This window comes from Leisingera sp. ANG49 (genome assembly GCF_059694505.1).
Window position 1 is genome coordinate 75,677 of the sequence record NZ_JCATZN010000007.1, and the last position, 19,078, is coordinate 94,754.

17 protein-coding genes are annotated in these 19,078 nt (G+C 59.8%); 10 read left to right on the top strand and 7 right to left on the bottom strand.

Going from position 1 to position 19,078, the window contains the following annotated elements:
• Window positions 1–3: 3 nt before the first annotated feature.
• Window positions 4–2,931, bottom strand: a complete 2,928-nt coding sequence (locus tag AC58NV_RS19615; protein ID WP_497228723.1) for an error-prone DNA polymerase — start codon at window positions 2,929–2,931, stop codon at window positions 4–6.
• Window positions 2,932–3,178: 247 nt separating this feature from the next.
• On the opposite strand from AC58NV_RS19615, the gene AC58NV_RS19620 reads away from it, so the two are divergent.
• Window positions 3,179–3,643 carry a DUF1203 domain-containing protein gene (locus AC58NV_RS19620; protein WP_497228635.1) on the top strand — a complete coding sequence of 155 codons (465 nt, stop codon included), beginning with the start codon at window positions 3,179–3,181 and terminating at the stop codon, window positions 3,641–3,643.
• 248 nt (window positions 3,644–3,891) lie between these two features.
• Here the strand turns inward: AC58NV_RS19620 and AC58NV_RS19625 are convergent, their stop codons facing one another.
• Entirely contained in the window at window positions 3,892–5,424 is a 1,533-nt protein-coding gene (locus AC58NV_RS19625) for an amidohydrolase family protein (RefSeq protein ID WP_497228636.1), read from the bottom strand.
• 614 nt (window positions 5,425–6,038) lie between these two features.
• Here AC58NV_RS19625 and AC58NV_RS19630 point away from each other — a divergent pair.
• Window positions 6,039–6,569 carry a TetR/AcrR family transcriptional regulator gene (locus tag AC58NV_RS19630; protein WP_497228637.1) on the top strand — a complete coding sequence of 177 codons (531 nt, stop codon included), beginning with the start codon at window positions 6,039–6,041 and terminating at the stop codon, window positions 6,567–6,569.
• A gap of 627 nt (window positions 6,570–7,196) precedes the next feature.
• Here the strand turns inward: AC58NV_RS19630 and AC58NV_RS19635 are convergent.
• Window positions 7,197–8,075, bottom strand: coding sequence for a LysR family transcriptional regulator (locus tag AC58NV_RS19635; protein WP_497228638.1), 879 nt, complete (start codon window positions 8,073–8,075; stop codon window positions 7,197–7,199).
• Window positions 8,076–8,152: 77 nt separating this feature from the next.
• On the opposite strand from AC58NV_RS19635, the gene AC58NV_RS19640 reads away from it, so the two are divergent.
• Window positions 8,153–9,070, top strand: a complete 918-nt coding sequence (locus AC58NV_RS19640) for a DMT family transporter (protein ID WP_497228639.1) — start codon at window positions 8,153–8,155, stop codon at window positions 9,068–9,070.
• On the opposite strand, the gene AC58NV_RS19645 is transcribed toward AC58NV_RS19640, so the two are convergent.
• Window positions 8,972–10,081 carry a succinylglutamate desuccinylase/aspartoacylase family protein gene (locus tag AC58NV_RS19645; RefSeq protein WP_497228640.1) on the bottom strand — a complete coding sequence of 370 codons (1,110 nt, stop codon included), beginning with the start codon at window positions 10,079–10,081 and terminating at the stop codon, window positions 8,972–8,974. The two genes, AC58NV_RS19640 and AC58NV_RS19645, sit on opposite strands and share 99 nt — an antisense overlap.
• Before the next feature lie 72 nt (window positions 10,082–10,153).
• Window positions 10,154–11,308 carry an aminotransferase class V-fold PLP-dependent enzyme gene (locus AC58NV_RS19650; RefSeq protein WP_497228641.1) on the bottom strand — a complete coding sequence of 385 codons (1,155 nt, stop codon included), beginning with the start codon at window positions 11,306–11,308 and terminating at the stop codon, window positions 10,154–10,156.
• Window positions 11,309–11,528: 220 nt separating this feature from the next.
• On the opposite strand from AC58NV_RS19650, the gene AC58NV_RS19655 reads away from it, so the two are divergent.
• The 4 genes from AC58NV_RS19655 (at window position 11,529) to AC58NV_RS19670 (ending at window position 14,642) form a co-directional block, all read left to right on the top strand.
• A complete protein-coding gene (locus tag AC58NV_RS19655) occupies window positions 11,529–12,323 on the top strand; it encodes an ABC transporter ATP-binding protein (RefSeq protein WP_497228642.1) in 795 nt (264 codons plus the stop codon).
• Between the two features lie 40 nt (window positions 12,324–12,363).
• Window positions 12,364–13,137, top strand: coding sequence for a transporter substrate-binding domain-containing protein (locus tag AC58NV_RS19660; protein ID WP_497228643.1), 774 nt, complete (start codon window positions 12,364–12,366; stop codon window positions 13,135–13,137).
• A 70-nt stretch (window positions 13,138–13,207) separates the two neighbouring features.
• Entirely contained in the window at window positions 13,208–13,900 is a 693-nt protein-coding gene (locus AC58NV_RS19665; protein ID WP_497228644.1) for an ABC transporter permease, read from the top strand.
• A gap of 4 nt (window positions 13,901–13,904) precedes the next feature.
• A complete protein-coding gene (locus tag AC58NV_RS19670) occupies window positions 13,905–14,642 on the top strand; it encodes an ABC transporter permease (RefSeq protein WP_497228645.1) in 738 nt (245 codons plus the stop codon).
• A gap of 26 nt (window positions 14,643–14,668) precedes the next feature.
• Here AC58NV_RS19670 and AC58NV_RS19675 read toward each other — a convergent pair whose 3' ends face one another.
• Window positions 14,669–15,601, bottom strand: coding sequence for a LysR family transcriptional regulator (locus AC58NV_RS19675; protein WP_497228646.1), 933 nt, complete (start codon window positions 15,599–15,601; stop codon window positions 14,669–14,671).
• A gap of 175 nt (window positions 15,602–15,776) precedes the next feature.
• Here AC58NV_RS19675 and AC58NV_RS19680 point away from each other — a divergent pair, with 175 nt between their 5' ends.
• A complete protein-coding gene (locus AC58NV_RS19680; protein WP_497228647.1) occupies window positions 15,777–16,730 on the top strand; it encodes a Rossmann-fold NAD(P)-binding domain-containing protein in 954 nt (317 codons plus the stop codon).
• Between the two features lie 374 nt (window positions 16,731–17,104).
• Here the strand turns inward: AC58NV_RS19680 and AC58NV_RS19685 are convergent, their stop codons facing one another.
• Window positions 17,105–18,034, bottom strand: coding sequence for an ABC transporter ATP-binding protein (locus AC58NV_RS19685; protein WP_497228648.1), 930 nt, complete (start codon window positions 18,032–18,034; stop codon window positions 17,105–17,107).
• Between the two features lie 71 nt (window positions 18,035–18,105).
• Here AC58NV_RS19685 and AC58NV_RS19690 point away from each other — a divergent pair, with 71 nt between their 5' ends.
• A complete protein-coding gene (locus tag AC58NV_RS19690; protein WP_174148337.1) occupies window positions 18,106–18,288 on the top strand; it encodes a zinc-finger domain-containing protein in 183 nt (60 codons plus the stop codon).
• A 43-nt stretch (window positions 18,289–18,331) separates the two neighbouring features.
• Window positions 18,332–18,817, top strand: coding sequence for a flavodoxin family protein (locus AC58NV_RS19695; RefSeq protein WP_497228649.1), 486 nt, complete (start codon window positions 18,332–18,334; stop codon window positions 18,815–18,817).
• The last annotated feature ends 261 nt before the right edge of the window (window positions 18,818–19,078 follow it).

Sequence of the window (19,078 nt, forward strand, 5' to 3'; positions counted from 1 at the left end):
TACTCAAATCCCCGGCCCGCCCGCCGCGCCGCCGCCGGGGTTCTGCGGCGTCAGCAGATGCCGGATCAGCGCCACCGGATGGGCGCGCAAGCTCAGCCGCATGGCGACGTAGTCCTCCACCACCTCCTCGCCCAGGCCCATCTGCGGCAGGTCGGCTTCCGGCTCGTAAATCCCCTCGCCCTCCAGCTCGCGGGCAAACAGCGGCAGGGACTTGCGGGCGGTGATCGCCTTGGCGGCCCATAAGGCCTCGCGCCGGTTGAGGCCGAGGGCGGCAAAGGCATCGGCTTCGGCCAGCCGCTCGATCACCGGCGGTGAGATGCCGGCCTTGCGCCAGACGTCCTCCACCTCGTGGTAGCCGTTGCCGCGGGCGGCGGTCAGCCAGGCGGCCTCCTCGTCGCGCAAGCCTTTCACCTGCCGGAACCCCAGCCGCAGCGCCAGGCCGCCGTGGCCATCGGGCTCCATCACGTTGTCCCAGTAGGAGTTGTTGATGCAGACCGGGCGCACCGCCACGCCATGCTCGCGCGCGTCGCGGACGATCTGGGCGGGGGCGTAGAAGCCCATCGGCTGGGAGTTCAGCAGCGCGCAGGCGAAGATGCCCGGGTGGTGGCACTTGATCCAGGCCGACGCATAGACCAGCAGCGCGAAACTGGCAGCATGGCTTTCCGGGAAGCCGTAGGAGCCGAACCCCTCGATCTGGGAAAAGCAGCGTTCGGAGAACTCCGCATCATAACCGTTTGCCGCCATGCCGCGCAGGAACAGGCTGCGGAACTCGCTGACGTTGCCGTGTTTCTTGAAGGTCGCGAGCGAGCGGCGCAGCCGGTCGGCCTGTTCCGGCGTGAAACCGGCGCCGACGATGGCGATCTGCATCGCCTGCTCCTGAAACAGCGGCACGCCGAGGGTCTTGCCCAGCACCTCGCCCAGCGCATCCGACGGGAAATGCACCGGCTCCTCGCCATTGCGGCGGCGGATATAGGGGTGCACCATGTCGCCCTGGATCGGACCGGGGCGGACGATGGCGACCTCGATCACCAGGTCATAGAAATTGCGCGGCCGCATCCGGGGCAGGAAGTTCATCTGCGCCCGGCTTTCGACCTGGAAAACCCCGATGCTGTCGGCGCGGCACAGCATGTTGTAGACCGCCGGGTCCTCTGGCGGCAGGGTCGCAAGGCTGTAGTCCAGCTGGTGGTGCTGCTGCATCAGATCAAACGCCTTGCGGATGCAGGTGAGCATGCCCAAGGACAGCACATCGACCTTGAGGATGCCCAGCGTGTCGATGTCGTCCTTGTCCCAGCAGATGACCGTGCGCCCCTCCATGGTGGCATTTTCAATGGGCACCAGCTCATCGAGCCGCCCTTGAGTGATGATGAAGCCGCCCACATGCTGGCTGAGGTGGCGGGGGAAGCCGATGATCTGCTCCACCAGCTGCAGGGTCAGCTGCAGGCGGCGGCTCGCGGGGTCCAGCCCGATCTCGCGCATCCGCTCGGCCTCCACCCCCTTGGCACTGAAGAAGCCCCAGAGCTGCGAGGACATGGCCGAGATGGTGTCCTCGGTCAGGCCCATGGCGCGGCCGACCTCGCGGATGGCGCGCTTGCCGCGGTAGTGGATCACCGTGGCGCAGAGGCCCGCGCGGTGGCGGCCGTAGCGTTCATAGATCCACTGGATCACCTCCTCGCGCCGCTCGTGCTCGAAATCGACGTCGATGTCGGGCGGCTCGTCGCGGGCCTCGGAGACGAAACGCTCGAACACCATGGTGCCCAGTTCCGGGCTGACGGAGGTGACGCCCAGGCAGTAGCAGACCACCGAGTTTGCAGCCGAGCCGCGGCCCTGGCAGAGGATCCCGCGGGAGCGGGCAAAGGCGACGATGTCGCGCACGGTGAGGAAATAGGGGTCGTATTTCAGCTTGGCGATCAGGGCGAGCTCATGTTCCAAGAGCGCCCGCACCCGCTGTGGCGCGCCGCCGGGGTAGCGCCAGCTGAGGCCCTCTTCGGCCAGCCGCCGCAGCCGCTGCGGCGGGGTTTCCTGCGCGCTGCCCTCGTCCGGGTAGTCATAGCGCAGCTCATCCAGCGAGAAGCTGAGCTGGTCCGCCAGCCGGGCAGCATTGTCCACCGCCTGTTCATGATCGCGGAACAGGCGGCGCATTTCGCGTTCCGAGCGCAGCCGCTGCTCGCCGTTGGCCATGGCGGCGCGGCCCAGGGTTTCGACCTTGCGGCGCAGGCGGATCGCAGTCAGCACATCGCCCAGGCGGCGGCGGCTGCCGTGGTGCATCCTTGGCGCGGCGCTGGCCAAGGGGGGCAGGTTCAGCTGTTTTGCCAACTCCGCCAGCTGCGCAAAGCGCGCCCGGTCGCCGCCGTCATAGGCCGGCGCCATCAGCAGGTGCATGCGGGGGCCAAAGCGGCGCGTCAGCGCGTCCATATGCGGTGCCCACCCATCCGCGCCGCGCGGGTCCTGTCCCGCCTGCGGCAGCAAGAGCAGATGGAGGCCGTCCGCAAACTCCAGAAGGTCGGCGAGATGCAGAATGCAGCTGCCCTTTTCCGCCCTCAGCCGCCCGGTGGACAGCAGCCGGGTCAGGCTGCCCCAGCCGGTGCGGTTTACGGGCAGCGCGATCACCTCCGGCGCGTCGGTGAATATGAGCTTTGCCGCCGGGATCAGCCGCACGGTGTCATAGACCGGGAAAGAGTCGGGTTGCGGAATGCCCGCGGGGCGCGGCGGGCCGATCGGCGTGTGCGTGCGGTCCCAGGCCAGCCGCTCGCGCACCCGGCGGGCAATGTCGCGGCATTCCGCATGGGCGCGCGCAATGCCCGCCACCGAGTTTTCATCGGCAATGGCGACCGCCGCGATCCCCAGCTCCAGCGCACGGGCCGCATACTCCTCGGGGTGAGAGGCCCCGGTGAGGAAGGTGAAGTTCGAGAGGCAGGCGAATTCGGCGAACATGAGTCGCATGATATTCCCGTTTTGTTCTCATGTGGAGTCGAACCGGACGGGCCTTCCGCGAGCTGCCCCTGCGCCGCGCGCCAGCGCGGCGCTTGGCCCAACCGCCGCAGGGCATTTCCAATGCCTGCACGGCGGGCGGGAGGGTTTTGCTTCCAGCCTTGCCCGCCCCTGCTGCGGGATGCGCAAGATCCGGGTCGATTGCGGCGGCGCGGTTCGGGCAGGGTGCAGGCAGCAAAGGAGAAACGCCATGACCAAGATCACCGCCCTGCCCACAGATATTGTCCGCGCCCTGCAGGATGGCGGCGCCGACGCCCACGGCCAGATGCCGGAGCGCACGGTGTCGGACGGCGGCAAGAACCCCTGCCGCCACTGCCTGCAGTACATCCCCGAAGGCAAGGGCATGCTGATCCTGGCCCACCGCCCCTTCCCCGAGGCGCAGCCCTATGCCGAGACCGGGCCGATCTTCCTGTGCGCCGATCATTGCGCGCGGCATGACGGCGAGGCGGTGCCGGAGGCTCTGGAAGGCTCCCCCGATTACCTGATCAAGGGCTACAGCGCCGATCACCGGATCGTTTACGGCACCGGCATCGTGATCCCGCAGGCGGAGATGATGGGGCAGGCGGAAACGGTTTTCGGCGATGAGCGGGTCAGCTACATCCACATCCGGTCGTCGCGCAACAACTGCTACCAGGCGCGGATCGACCGGGGGTGAGGGCATGAGAGGGCGGGCGGTGGCTGCGATGTCTCACTCCGTCAGCCAATGGCAGGACTGAGCCCAAAGTGACTGTTGCTGCACGTCACGCGAACGGCAGGTTTGAGCCCATAACTGCCGCTGCCGTTTAGCAAGGATACCCCAGGTGCAGTCGATTGCTGGCGGCTTGAAGCGGACTTTCGCTCAGCGTGCAACGCTGAGCCGGGCCGGGCATCCTATGCCCGGGAGATCACCCGGCTCGACGGTGTTTACTGAAATAGGTCTATTTCGATACCCGCCTGCTGAAACAGGTAGTCACGGCTTGTGGTGATTTCCTGTTGCAGTCTTGGCAGATCGTGACCCAATAGCGCGCCCTTCCATTTTCGAACGCGGCCGCCAACGATCACGGTATCCACATTGCTGCGTTCCATGAGCGTCACGACAGCTCCGGTTACATTGTTCAAGGGGGCGACGTTTACGGCCTCAGCATCCAGCAGGATGATATCCGCTTCCTTCCCGGGCGAGAGAGAGCCGATCTTATGGTCAAGTTTAAGCCCTTCCGCTCCACCCAGAGTCGCGTGCTTGACGGCCTCAGAAGTGGTCATCAAAGCCGGGTAATCGAGACCGGCCAAGGCCTTTTCATTTGCCTTCATACGCTGGAGCGTGATCAAAGATCGCATCTGTGAAAAGAAGTCTGCTGTCATCGTGCATTCCACGTCGGACGACAGAGACATGGACATGCCAAGATCGATGCATTCCTGAATGGGCGGGTTCCCGTGCCGCATGAGCATTTCGATCGGCACGGACAGTGACACGTGTGCGCCTGCATCGGAGGCATATTTCCAACCCTGTTCGGACATGCCGGTCATGTGAATAAAGATCAGGTCGTCCGCGAACTGCCCTGAAGCGCCAATCGTGTCGAACAAGGGCTGCATGCCAAACGCGCCGACAATGTGCATGGCGATGGGGATGCCGAGATCTCGTCCGATCCGCCAGGCTTCCTCATAGCCGTCAAGTACGATCTCGCCGCCCATGATCATCGAGAGAAGCTGGTCGTCCGAACTGAAATACTGTTCGTGAACGCGATAGGCGTCACTGGGATAAAGCGCTTTCTCGCCCCACCCCTCAAAGTACCCCAATACTCCACGTCGGCCGGCGTCGCGCAAGCCACTAACCGCCGCATCGGTGTGTTCGGGCGAATGATGGATCTGGCTGATGTCAAGTACGGTGGTTACGCCGGCATCGAGTTGTGAAAGCCCTCCGTACAGTTCGCTGATATAGACATCTTCGGGCCGGTAGTGAGCCGAGAAGTTTTGCAGGATTGTGTCATAGTAGTTTGCCTTGGCGTTGGCGGGCCGACCATCGTTGAACAGGATTCCGTCTGCCAGCTGACTACGCAGCGCTGTTTCGAATTGATGGTGATGGGTGTCGACAAAACCAGGCATCACGATCTTGCCGGATGCGTCGATAATCTCTGCTTCCGGCGCTTCAATGTTGGCCGAAACTTCGACGATATGCGATCCTTCGATCAGCACATCCCCCAAGGGAAAGTTGCCGACTTCATCGTCAATCGACAAAATGATCCCCCCCTTTAGAAGGATCTGCCGGCCAGCTTCTCCTGACCTAACCGGAGGCTCCGACATAGGCTGTGCTTGTGTGCGGCTGCCAGAAAACAACCCTGTGGCCAAAGTAGTGGCCCCGAGCGCTGACGCAGCTAAAACATCACGTCGAGATAGCCCGTTTTTTGCTTCATCCGCCTTGCGCCGGACCGTCCGTAGTTTCCTTTCACAAAATTCGCACATCTTAGTCTCCTATAGTGATTTGGGTATCAGCGAGCGCTGCCTCACTTGAGAAATGGCTACTTTGGAGCCCCACACCGCTGCGTCAGGAGCGCGGATTTCGGCAGGTTCCGTCGTACGGACTTCTTTGTTTCTCAATAGCCCGCCAAGCACCTCCATGTTTCGCCGGTGTTAGCCTGGCGTTCTGGAAGCGGCGCATTCACTTCTTTTGAGTGTCGTCGATCTGGAAACCGAACGATGGTACGGCTCTAAGCCCAGAACCTCGAACGGTGGTCTGCAGTTTCGAACGTGCCTGTCATGCCGCTTTTGCCAGCGCCTGAAAACACCCGTCCTTCGCTGCCTTCCGGCCAATGGGAGTGAGGAGCCATTTCTCGCGTTTGCTTTTTCTTTGCATGCGGTTTCCTTGGTCTGTGTGCCATCGTGGATCCTCCAGTTGCGTACAAGGCTACTGTCTTTCCACGGTGAAACAGCGGTGGTAGGAAGTAGTACAGTTTTGTCCTACTTCACATGCCTGGATATAGGACTCCAAATGAGGAAATGCAACAAAAATGTCCGATAAGTCTAGATCAACCCCAAACCTGAACGATCCGCGGATTGCGAGGACACGGAATGCGGCGATGGATGCCATGCTTGAAATCCTGGCTGAAGGAGGCATTCAGTCCTGTAGTTTCGAAAGTGTCTCAGAGCGTTCAGGTATCTCGCGGAGCACGCTTTATCGGCATTGGGACGGCAAAACACAGCTGCTAAAGGATGCGCTGCGGAGCCAGGTCGCGGAAAAGCCTGCACCCGATACAGGCAATCTGCGGGACGACATGCTGGCTGTGATGCTCGACCTTGGCCGCGCCCTTAGCGAGACTCCTTGGGGTGCTATGGTGGCACAACTGATGGCGGCTGCCACAGTAGATCAAGATGTTGCAGAGATTCAGCAGGCCACGGCGGAACACCACGAAGCCGTTGAGACCGAGATTATTAAGCGGGCGATTGGGCGAGGTGAACTGCCTGCAAACGCAGATCCCGCCTACACAGTATTGCTATTCGCCTCTCCAATTTTCTATCGCCACCTGTTTTATCGCAAATCTGTAACGGCCAAATGGATCACAAGCCACGTCGACAATACCGTTCGCCTCCTGGTACGAAAGCAAATTTAGCGCTTCTATTCGCGCGCGGTGTCAACGACTGGAAGCGGCTAGAGGCATCTGCTGCGGCCGGATCCGCATTTTGCTGGAGGGTTTGCACGGTGAGGAGGGCATCGCCGCACCCCGCCGTTTTCGAAGGAATTGCCACGAGCTTGTTCTATTCCTCGCTGAAAGAGTTCCTGGAGGCGGTAAAGATGAGGCACGCAAGCGACAAGCCACGAAGTTAGGGAACGGGAAAACTGCAGTCGAGGACAGCTTTGAGCCCTTTTCTCCGAGCGAGCAGTTGCAGCATTTCGCAGCCGTAGCGAAATCGCGCGAGAAAGATCGGCGCTAAGCGGCCATAGTAGAGTTTGCCAAGAAATAAAGTTTGAGCAGGGCGGAACCGACTTTAACTGCAGACCAGCAGGGATAACTTCGATTGGCAGTATTGGGCGAACATAAAACTTACCAAGGCAACCTTCAGCCGAAGCAGGTCTTTAGCAACCCTGATTTTGATTGCAGTGTAAATCGTCAAAGGAGACCCTCAGCTCGGGAAGAAATTGCTTTTCTGGACGCCACCAGCCCGCTCATAAAGGGTGCGCAACTAGGACCTTGGGAGACAAAAGCGACTTTTAGCGCTCCGAAGTCTGCTTTGCATAGTTAGCAATTCTCTTTGCTTTTCTCTGCCAGTTCAACAAATGCCAATGCCGCGGGAGATGGTGTTGCATGGAGGTGCATGGCAAGGCCAATTGTGCGTGTCCTGATCGGTTTCAGAGGTTTTCTGACCCATTTTTCCTTGCCGGTTTCTGGCGGCAAGGCCATCTCGGCCACGACTGACACACCCTGACTGCGAGCAACCATAGTCAGGGTACTCAGAACCTGTGAAGTCCGGTAGCGCACACGGGGGCTAAGTCGGGATTGAGTGAACAGTCGGCGGATGATCCCAGCGGAGCCCGATTCCGGCATGATGAAAGGCGCGTCACACAGTTCATCTAAGCTAACGGCGGACTGTTTGGCCTGGGGGCTGCCAGCAGGAACCAAGGCCACAAACTGATCTTGGGCAAGAGGCCAAGTCTGGAAGCGATCATCCGGCAGAACTACAAAACCGAGGTCAATCCGACGGTCTTCGATCCATCTCACGACCTCTTCGTCGGCGGCTTCTTCAATTAGCACCTCTATGCCGGGGTGAGCTTCGTGAAACTTTTCGAGAAGGCGCGGCAGGATCTGCAACGAGGAAGTCGCGCCAAAGGAGCCAATACGCAGGCTCCCGGTTTGAACGCCGCGGTATTGCGAAGCCTCTTGCCGCATCGCATCTGCGAGACCAAGAACTTCGCGGGCACGGGCCAAAAGGCGCTCTCCCAGCGGGGTCAGTTCAATCGGAGATACAGTGCGATCGAACAGCTTGACGCCAATCTCTTCCTCCAGACCCTTGAGAGCATTGGACACGGCAGGCTGGCTGATGCCCAGTCGTAGGGCCGCGGCGGTGAAGCCACGGGTTTCAGCAAGCGCGGCGAATATTTCAAGCTGCCCGAAGGTCATAAGCAAATCCTTATTTGACTATAACTTTGTATAACTGAAATCAGATGTGGGCAATCGAACTCAGCAGGCGCATCCCCATGTCCAACAGCCTTTCGCATCCCGCCCCTTCGCAGGCCGCAACGCACTATGTCCGGCTAACTCTGGTAGCCCTGCTTTGGGGTGGCACATTTGTCGCTGGGCGTGTCGTCGCCGGCGAATTTTCCCCTCTTGCCGCAGCGACAATGCGGTTTGGCCTGGCTGCAATTGGTTTGCTCTATCTTTTGCACAGAACCGAGGGCGGTTTACCAAGACTTGGCTGGCAGCAGGGCGTGCTGATGGCGCTGCTCGGACTGTCCGGAGTTTGCTTGTACAACCTGTTCTTCTTTGCGGCTCTGGCCGAAATGCCGGCATCAAGAACAGCGCTTTTTGTTGCGTTCAATCCAATTGCAGTGGCCCTGGCCGGAGGCGTGATCGCGCGCCGGTTCCTGCCGATTCGCCAGTGTCTCGGGATAGGTGCAGCGCTTCTCGGGGCATTGATTGTCATTGCCCGGGGCGACGTTTTTGCCGTGGTGGAGGACATCGGACAAAGCTTTGGGCACGGTGAGCTCTGCATGCTGGCCGCGGTGGCCAGCTGGGCGGGCTATACGCTGTTGGGACGCAGGGCGCTTGGGTGGGTTTCTCCGCTGGCGGCAACCACCTGGGCTGCACTGATCGGATTTCTGTTGCTGACCACTTGTCTATTGATTGCCGGTCCGGTGCAGGTGCCACAGGTGCCGTCACCATACAGCATCGTCGCAATAGTCTATCTGGCCATCGGCGGAACAGTGGTTCCCTTTGTCTGGTACTATCAAGGCGTCCGTGCGCTTGGACCCGAACGCACGGCAGTGTTTACCAATCTCGTGCCCGTATTCGGGGTTCTACTTGGCGCGGCCGTGTTGCAGGAGCCAGTTGGTGTAGCAATGCTGGCAGGCGGCGCCCTGGTGATAGCCGGAGTATCGCTCACCAACCGGTGCTGACGCAGCGGATTTTGCCACTGGCTGGCCGATTTGAACCAGGCAATCCCCGGGTTCAACACGTGGCAGGGCGCGCAGGCACAAAACGGTTCCGTAGACATTGCTGCGGACGGTCAGGGGTGGAAGGGACAAATCCAACAAATCGTAGATTTGTCCTAGAACGCCATTCTCCTCAATTGTCTGCCCGATCTTTGCTTCTGCAACAAAGATTCCCGAACACTCGGAGAAAACGTAAGCTTCTGGACAGTCCTCGCTATAAAACTGCGTTTGATGTTCGTTCGAAACTCCTCGAGAGCCCAATATCAGCCCGGTGTGGGCGAGAAATTTCTGAAGGCTTTGTTCGCAAAACAACTTCCAAGCTGGTGAAAGGCTTCCACCGCCGCCGAACTCGACGCTTACGCCAATGACACCTTGGCGCAACATGGCGCCGTCTAGTGAGCGATCTAGGCCCATACTGCCATTGGCTGACAACAATAGACCTTTGTCGAGACCAAGCGCATTCAGCAAGCTGAGGCGCGCCTCATCATCGGCTTCGCAACCAGTAGCGGTGGTGATGGCCACGGCCTCATAGAACAGCGACGTTCCACCACTGTGAATATCATATGCGTAGTCGCAATCGGCCAGCAGCAAGGTTTCTATCGCATGTGCAATCGCCTCGGTGGGGCGACCCAGAGCATTGCCCGGAAACACCCTGTTCAGGTTCAGCTGGTCCAGCGGAGAGACACGTGAAGAGACCGAAACCGCGGGGGCATTAGCCATGGGCAGGATCAGCAGGCTGCCCCGGATATCCTCTGCGGAAAGCTCCAGCGCCAGCTTGCGCAGCGCTATCTGGCCTTCAAACTCATCCCCATGTACGCCGGCACTGAGCAAGGCCCTGGGACCCTGGCCATTCTGAAGGTACGTCACCGGGACCAAAATCTGCCCATAGGCCGAACGGTGCGTGGAATGAGGAATCGCAAGATAACCGTGCTGTTTCCCATCCAGATCAAGGTCAATTCCAACCAGGGCCGACATGTGTTTCTCCTTGCCGAAAAATGAAAAAGGGACAGCATTTCGGCCGTCCCTTCAGAGTTCAGTTACGGGTGGTTACAGGGCCGCTTTAATCGCTTCGAGCCCCTGATCGATATCGTCGATATTGTTGTAGTAGTGAGGAGAGAAGCGGATGAAATCGCGCCGCAGCGAGGCGATCACATTCGCCTCCTTCAATGTCTTGGCGAAGTCACGGCTATTCTTGCCCGGGAAGCGGGCGGCCACTGTCGCGGAGCGGTCACCCTCATTCACCGGGCCCAGTACATCTGCCCGCAGTTCCTTCAAGCCCGCGATCAGGTGATTGGAGACTTTGCGGTTGTGTTCCACGATTTTGTCCAAGCCTGTCTCCAGGATGTGGCGAACGGATTCGGTTGCGCCATAGGCCGTGCCATAGGCCATGGTCCCGAACTCATACCGTTTGGCGTTATCGGCCAGCTCCAGTCGGTTGGCCTGAAAGTCCCACATGTCCTTGTGGCTGCGCCAGCCCAGGATGCCTGGGTTCAGTTTTTGCAGCTCGGGCGAGATGTACATCATGCCTGTCCCAAAAGGGCCGCAGAGCCATTTGTAAGTCGAGGTTGCAACCGCGTCGATGCCGGTTGCCGCCACATCAATCGGAACCTGACCTGCTGACTGGGTCGCGTCCACCACAAGGATCGCGCCATGTTTATGGGCCTTGTCGGCAAAGCGCTTCATGTCGAACAATTGCCCGCTGCCCCATTCCACCTGACTTAGCACCACGACCGACGTCTGATCGTCAATCGCGGCTTCCAGGGCGTCGGTGTCGATGGACATGGTCGCGTCAGAACGGACCCAGCTGATCTCTGCACCGGTGTGGTCGCAGATGCGTTTCCAGGGGTAGATACTGGAGGGGTGCGTCGTGTCCGTGGTGACAATCTTCGTCCCCTTTTCGGGCATCACGGCCCAGGCCAGGGATTGCATCAGCGTGGTTTCACTCGACGCTATTGCGATATCATCTGTGGTTGCGTTGAACAGCCGTGCTGTGGCGTCATTCAGATTGTCCAGGCATTCGACCTCAGCCTGTTCGTCAAAGGCGATAGTTCCTTCTTCGGCCAGGGCATTCTGCCATTTCGAAATCGCCGCGGCCCCGCCTTTGTGGCTCAGCCCTACGGATGCGGCGTCGAGATAGACATGGCGTTCCGCCGGCGGAAAGACATCGGGGCTGCCGAGACGGAAGGAGTTGCTGATAGACATTGGCCAATCCTTTGCATTGCAAAACAGAGTTTGGCCCGACTCTCGTCAATATCAGCGCCTCGATCGTTACCCGGCTGAGAAAGCAAACATGACGAACGGGAAACTGGGTGGAGCTTCGCACCAGTTTCCAATTCGGAAATCCAACTTCAGACCTTCGGCAACGTATGGCGCAAGCAAATCCCTATCCTGATCGGCGAACGCTTTTCGGGAGATCCTGCCAATGGCGCAGACACAGGTAAAAGACACGGGCGCCCCTCAACTGTCCGCCCGGAACATTCACAAGTCTTTTGGGAACATTGAAGTTCTGAAGGGCATTTCCGTGGATGCCTATAACCACGACGTCATTTCCATCCTTGGCGCCAGCGGGTCCGGCAAAAGCACATTTTTGCGCTGCCTGAACTTCCTGGAAAGTCCAACCGAAGGCGAGGTGGCCCTTGACGGAGAGGCCGTGCGCACGCGCCGCAACCGGGCGCATCAACTCGAACCGGCGGACAGGCGGCAGATCGAACGGTTCCGCACACGGGTATCCATGGTCTTCCAAGGCTTCAATCTCTGGTCGCACCTCACAGTCCTTGAGAATGTCATGGAAGCCTCGGTGCATGTTTTGGGCGTTCCCAAACAGGAAGCGCGGGACACTGCCGAGGCTCTGCTGGAAAGGGTCGGGCTGGAAGAGCGGATGCAATACTATCCCTCGCATCTGTCTGGCGGCCAGCAGCAGCGCGCCGCCATTGCCCGCGCACTGGCCGTTGATCCCGAAGTCATCCTTTTTGACGAACCTACTTCCGCGCTCGACCCAGAACTGGTCGGTGAGGTCCTGAACGTCATGAAGGGACTCGCCGAAGAGGGCCGGACCATGATCGTCGTCACCCACGAAATGGGCTTTGCACGCGATGTGTCGAACCGGGTGATCTTCCTTGAGCAGGGAAAGATCGAAGAAGACGGTGCGCCGGGCGACGTGATGATCAACCCGCAATCAGACCGTTTTCGCCAGTTTCTCGCCCGTTCGCGTGACTGAGCGGCCTTCAACCAATTTTGAACACACCAGGGAGGAAACCATGTTCAATACACTCAGGAAAATGACAGCCATCAGCCTGATGGCGGCAGTTTCGGCCGGAGCGGCCAATGCCCAGGGCGTCATCCGTTTCGCCACCGAAGCCGCCTACCCGCCGTTCAATGAACGGGCGGCAGACGGATCGATTGTCGGTTGGGAAATCGACCTCGGTCAAGCGATGTGCGCCAAAATGGAGCGCAAATGCGAATTCGTAGCGCAGGATTGGGACGGCATGATCCCCGGTCTCCTGAGCAACCGGTTCGACGGGATTTTTGCGTCGATGACTATCACTGAAGAGCGCAAACAGCGGATCGATTTCACCGACAAATACTACCAGTCCCCCGCGCGCTTCGTGTCCAAAGACGGCGTCGGAATCGACCGGTCGGCGGCCGATCTAGGCGGGCTCAAAGTCGGGGCCATCGCAGGGGTGACGGAGTGCTACCTGAACAAATTCCACCCCGACGCCGATATCGCCATCTACCGGTCTTCCGAGGATATGTTCCTGGATCTGCAGTCCGGGCGCCTTGACGCCATCCTCAGCGAATCCGTGCAAGCCGACTTTGGCCTGATCCGTGAAGATACCGATGCGGGGTTTGCATTCCGCGGTGAACCAGCGCTGGATGCCGGTTGCTTTGGCGCCGGCATCGGAATCGGGGTGCGGAAAGAGGACGGCGAACTGCGCGCCGCACTGAATAATGCCATTGCTGCCGTGCGCGCAGACGGCACCTATGATCGTCTGGTCAAACAGTATTTCGGCTACGACATCTACGGCGAATAACACTCCCCTGAACCTTGGGAGAGCATCGTTGCATGCTCTCCTCTTTTTCTGTCCATAAGGGTTTGCGCCAATGGAAAACGTGATCGCTTACAGCCCGTTCCTGATTAAGGGCATCAGCGTTACAATCGCGCTCAGCGTCTGCTCGATCCTGATCGCCGTCGCCCTAGGGTTGCTTGGGGCAGCGGCGAAACTGTCCGAAGCAGCATGGGCGCGGAGGGCTGCGGGCATCTATACGACCGTTGTTAGGGGCATCCCTGACCTGGTTGTCATGCTGCTTCTGTATTTTGGCGGACAGGTTTTCCTGAACCAGATCGGCGCGTTAACTGGCCTTTGGAACTATGTCGAACTCAATCAATTCCTCGCTGGTGTGATCGCCATCGGGTTTATCTTTGGCGCGTACATGAGCGAAACGTTTCGAGGCGCGTACATGTCCATTCCGAACGGGATGATCGAGGCGGGCATTTCCGTCGGAATGACGCGGCCCACACTGTTCCGGCGGGTGATCTGGCCGCAGCTGGTGCGTTATGCGCTGCCTGGGTTCACCAACAACTGGCTAACTCTGATGAAAACCACGGCGCTGGTGTCGGTGATCGGACTGGAGGATATCGTCTATAACGGATTTGCCGCCGGCCGGGCGACGCGGGAACCCTTTACCTTCATGCTGATCGCCCTTCTGGTCTATCTCGTCCTCACTATCCTATCCGACACGGGCCTGCGCGCGCTGGAGCGCCGCTATACCCGTGGCGTTGTTCGCGGAGTGTAACCTTATGGAAAACCTGCTCGATTCAATTCGCGTTTTTTCATCCGAAACATCACCGCTGGATTTCTATCTCGTTCTGCAGAACTGGTCGCTGTTTTGGAAGGGATTGCTGAACACCCTGCTGCTGCTGGTCCTGTCGCTGATAGTCGGCAGCCTGATGGCCATTCCGATGGCTATCATCCGGGCTACCCGTGTGCCGTTCCTGAATCCCATCGCCTATGGATTTATCTACTTTGTCAGGGGCACGCCCCTGCTGGTGCAGCTTTATGTGATTTACTACGGCCTGTCCCAGTTCGAGGCGATCCGCGACTCGGCTGCTTGGGTTATCCTGCGGGAACCTTGGTGGTGTGCGCTGATTTCCTTTTCCATCGGGACTGCCGCCTACACGGCCGAGATTTTTCGCGGCGCCATCGAGGACACCCCACGGGGCGAAGTCGAGGCCACCATCGCTGCAGGCATGTCCCGCGTGCTGGCCTTTCGCCGGATCATTCTACCCAGCGCCTTTCGCCGGGCCTTGCCCGCCTATGGCAACGAGGTGATCTTCAACCTGCACACCACGGTCATTGCCAGCACTGTGACAGTGATAGACGTGCTGGGCGCCGCCCGGACCTTCAACAATAAGTACTACCTAGCCTATGAGGGCTTTATCACCGCAGCGCTGATTTTCATCGCTATCGTGTTCGTCATTACCCGGGTGTTCAATCTGATGGAACGTCGGATGCTACGGCACCTGGTGCGGGCATAGGGCAGTTTCGAGTCAGCGAAAGCTCGTCAAGCACGGCTTTCGCTGACGGATCGTGCAGTTTTTACGAATGCCGAAACCAGCGGCGATACTGGAGATTCGGCGAAATAGAGCAGCCGGATATTTGTTACCTTGCGAATGTTGGCTGGCATTAGAGCACGCATCTGCCCCGCTTCCATCCAGGATCTTGCGTAATGGCGCGGAAGGAAACCTATGAAATTTCCGGTCAGGATCAGCATGGCGATCTCTTCGGTGAATTGCCCACTGGCGCTGGGACTCAAGCTTGCTTTGTGTTCGTCCCGCAGTTCCATTTCGGAATACGCGTGCTGAGCAAACCGCTGTTTATTCAACATTTCCAGTGTCAGGTCGGCTTCGTCGACATCAAATAGCGGATGCCGGTTGCTGCAGAAAAGATAGCCCAGTTCAGAAAACAGCGGCAGGGCACTGGCTCCCCTTATCTTTCCGCGGTCGGTCGAAAACCCGATCTGGATACGGCGGTCTGCTATGGACTGATCAATCTCGGCAGCCGATGCCGTCATCATTTTCAGCTCCACTTCGGGGTACTCCGAGGAGAACTGGGTCAGGATCTCCAGAATTGGTGATCTGCGGCTTGTGATCAGCGTGTCGATGCTGCCAATGAACAACGTGCCCGATGGTTTTTTCTGTAGGCTGTTCAACTCTGCCCGGAACCCTTCCAACGCGCTGAGCATCCTGGTGCTGGCCTCGTAAACCAGCTGCCCCTCGGTTGTCAGGGCAAAGCCCGATCGCCCCCTGTGACACAGCTGAACACTCAGCCGGGTCTCAAGATCAGCGATCTGTTTGCTGATCGCCGACTTCGTCATGTTGAGCTCAACTTCAGCTAGGGCAAATCCGCTGCAGTCAGCGACGGCCCGGAAGGTACGGATAAGCTTAAGATCAAAGTCAGAGATCTGGCCGGAAAACAGACGTGTCGCGAGAGACATTTTAACCCCCACAGTGCGGAAACAAACCAGCACTAACTTATCGTTATTGGAAACCGAAAACAATCAAACCAGGGTTTCCAAACCGTCAAGTCAGCTTTCCAAGGTCGAGCACGAACAAGCCCCGCCAACTCACTAATCATGCCTTCAGAAACCGGCACTTTGGAGGCATTTGAAAATGACGGGCATTTACACACGAAGCCAGATCGACTCGGTTCTGCCCAGGGTGGATGTCGTCGGCGAAGTTGCACAAGGCTTCGTTGCCTTCTCTCGCGGAGAAGTCGAAGTCCCGCCGGTTGGGGAGCTTTTGTTTCCGGAAAACAAAGGCGAACTGCACATCAAATACGGCGCCATTCGTGGCGATGAGGTCTGTGTCATCAAGGTTGCGACCGGGTTCTTCAACAACCCAAAAGTCGGCCTGCCCCCCTTCGGCGGCTGCATGATCGTTGTCAGCCAGGAGACCGGTATGATTGACGCCATTCTTCTGGAAGAAGGCGAACTGACCAATCATCGCACAGCAGCAGCCGGCGCGGTCGCTGCCAGGGCGCTGGCCCCTGCAGATCTGAAGATGATCGGAATTGTTGGAACAGGCGCTCAAGCCCGGCTGCAGGCGGACTACCTGCGGCGGATTACGAAGTGTCGTGATCTCACGGTCTGGGGCCGCAATCCAGCACAGGCAGAACAGGCGGCTGCCGATATTGCTGCCATGGGATACCAGGCAACCGTGTCGCAATCTCTTGCGGATTTGTGTGACCAATCCCGCCTGATTGTCACCACTACACCCGCAGAACAGCCGCTGTTGACCGCTGATATGATCCGGCCCGGCAGCCACATCACTGCCATGGGATCTGACACCCCAGAAAAGAACGAAGTCGCCCCTGAGATTCTCTCTCTTGCCGACGTGGTTGTCGCCGACAGTCTCGCGCAAAGTGAGTTGCGCGGGGAAATTTATCAGGCGCGCCGCGTCGGGGCACTGCCAGATGGCAAGGCGGTCGAGCTTGGAAAGATCATTTCCGGTGAGGTTAAGGGGCGCGAGACTAGTCAACAGATCACGCTTGCAGATCTCACAGGCGTCGCGGTTCAGGATATTGCAATCGCCAAGGCCGTTCTAGGTCGGCTTAAGGCGGAATAACTGGCCTCCCCGAAAAAATCCTGCAACTGACCTGCAACTGAAATGAGTACCTGCCATGACGGATAAGACAATTTACCCTATGGCGCACCGATGGATGGCGGGAAACGGCGCCAGGGCTGCCGGATGGGTTCAGATGCCTATCGTGTTGCCGGATTGCCTGAAGCTCTGACTGAACTCGGGATCCCTTACACTCGGACTGGACGATCGGTTGTCTGTCCGCTTCTGCGGGCAGCCAAGGGCATTTCCCACAACCGTGGCGGACGTCCGTTTCCCGCCCATTCTTCAGGTCGCCTTCGCTGATGCAGCGCAGATCGAGCACTTGCAGCGAACGGCGGCAAAGTCCGCAACTTGGTCACCAGGCTGAGGCCGGCCCCTCACCCCGCCTTGGTCAGCGACAGGAAGACATCCTCCAGATCCGCCTCTTCGGTCTTCACGTCGCGGATCGAGATCCCCGCCGCATGCACCGCGGCCAGCACCTCCTCGGCGCTGGTGGCCTGGCTGCGGTAGCGCAGGGCGACGGCGCCGTCTTCGCGCAGGTCGGCCTCGATGCCCGCGCCCTGCGGCAGCGCCGTCACCGGCACCGCGGGATGCACCACCATGGTCTTGGCATCGAGCCGGCCCAGCAGGCTGGCCTTGCTGTCCCGCGCCACTACCTCGCCCTGGTTGATGATGGCGATCTCGTCGCACATCTCCTCGGCCTCCTCCAGGTAATGGGTGGTGAGGATGATGGTCATGCCCTGGGCATTCAGTTTGCGGATGTTCTCCCACAGCATCTGGCGCAGTTCGATGTCGACGCCCGCGGTGGGTTCGTCCAGCACCAGGACGCTTGGGCGGTGGACCAGCGCCTTGCCCAGCAGCAGCCGCCGCCGCATGCCGCCGCTCAGCGTCCGCGCATAGGCCTCCGCCTTGTCCGTGAGCCCGATCATCCGCAGGATCTCGTGGCTGTGGCGTTCGTGCTTGGGCACGCCGTAGAGGCCCGCCTGCACCTCCAGCGCGCCGCGCGGGGTGAAGAAGGGATCCAGGTTCAGCTCCTGCGGCATCACCCCGATGGCGGCGCGGCTCTGGCGCGGGTTTTCGTCCTGGTCAAAGCCCCAGATCGACACCTTGCCGGAGGTCTTGCGCACCAGCCCTGCCAGGATGTTGATCATCGTCGACTTGCCCGCGCCGTTCGGCCCCAAGAGGCCGAAGACGGAGCCGCGCGGCACCGTCAGGTCGACACCCTTCAGCGCGTGTTTCTCCGGCTGGCCCCTGTGGCCGCCATAGATTTTCCGCAAAGCCTCGATACGGATTGCATCGCCTGTCATCGCCGCTCTTGCCCCCGGTTTTTCCTTGGCTCATAAAAGCGCCTAGCCGAAAAGTGAAAGGACTGCCAGCCATGACCATCGAAGCGCCGGAAACCAGGACCGTGAACAGCCGCAAGGTGGCCTGCGACGGCAGCGAAGGCGCGCTGGGGCATCCGCGGGTCTATCTGCAGATCCCGGAAGGGCAGGATTGGGTCGAATGCCCATATTGCGACTGCAAGTTCATCTACGAGGACGCGGCCAAGGCGGCGGAGTGATCCGGGCTTTTGGCCTCTGTGCCGGCGGCATAGGCTGCGGCTGATGGCACAGCTTCTGATCGTCTATCACTCACGCACCGGCGGCAGCCGCCGGATGGCGGAGGCCGCGTTTGACGCCGCGCGGGCTGAGACGGAAACCATTCTGAAACGCGCCGAGGACACCGGGCCGGAGGATCTGCTGGCGGCGGACGGCTATGTCTTCTGCGCGCCGGAAAACCTGGCGGCGCTGTCCGGCCAGATGAAGGAATTCTTCGACCGCTGCTATTACCCGGTTCTGGGGCGCCTCAACGGGCGGCCTTATGCGCAGATGGTCTGCGCCGGGTCGGACGGCGAAAACGCGGCGCGGCAGTGCGCCCGGATTGCCACCGGCTGGCGGCTGAAAGAGGTGCAGCCGCCGCTGATCCTCTGCACCCATGCGCAGACGCCGGAGGCCATTCTGGCGGAGAAGGTGATCCCGGAGGAGGAGCTGGAGGCCTGCCGCGAGCTGGGGCAAGCCCTGGGCGCGGGGCTGGCGATGGGGGTGTTTTGAGGGGTTTGATGTTGCGGAGGGCCGCGCCCGAGCCTGGGAGGGCGTTCGCAAGAAATCTGGCTGCTGATGCCTTTCCCAGAAAGACCGCGTTGCGTGTGCTGAAACGGTGCAATGCGCCCTCCCGGCGGGAGGGTCGGGCGCGGCCCGGGCTTGCAGCTCGTGCCAACAATGGCCGCTAACCGCCCCCGCCCCAAACTCCAATTGCCCTTCCCTGCCGGATCACCGATAACCGGGAAACAGAACACGAACGGATTTCCAACG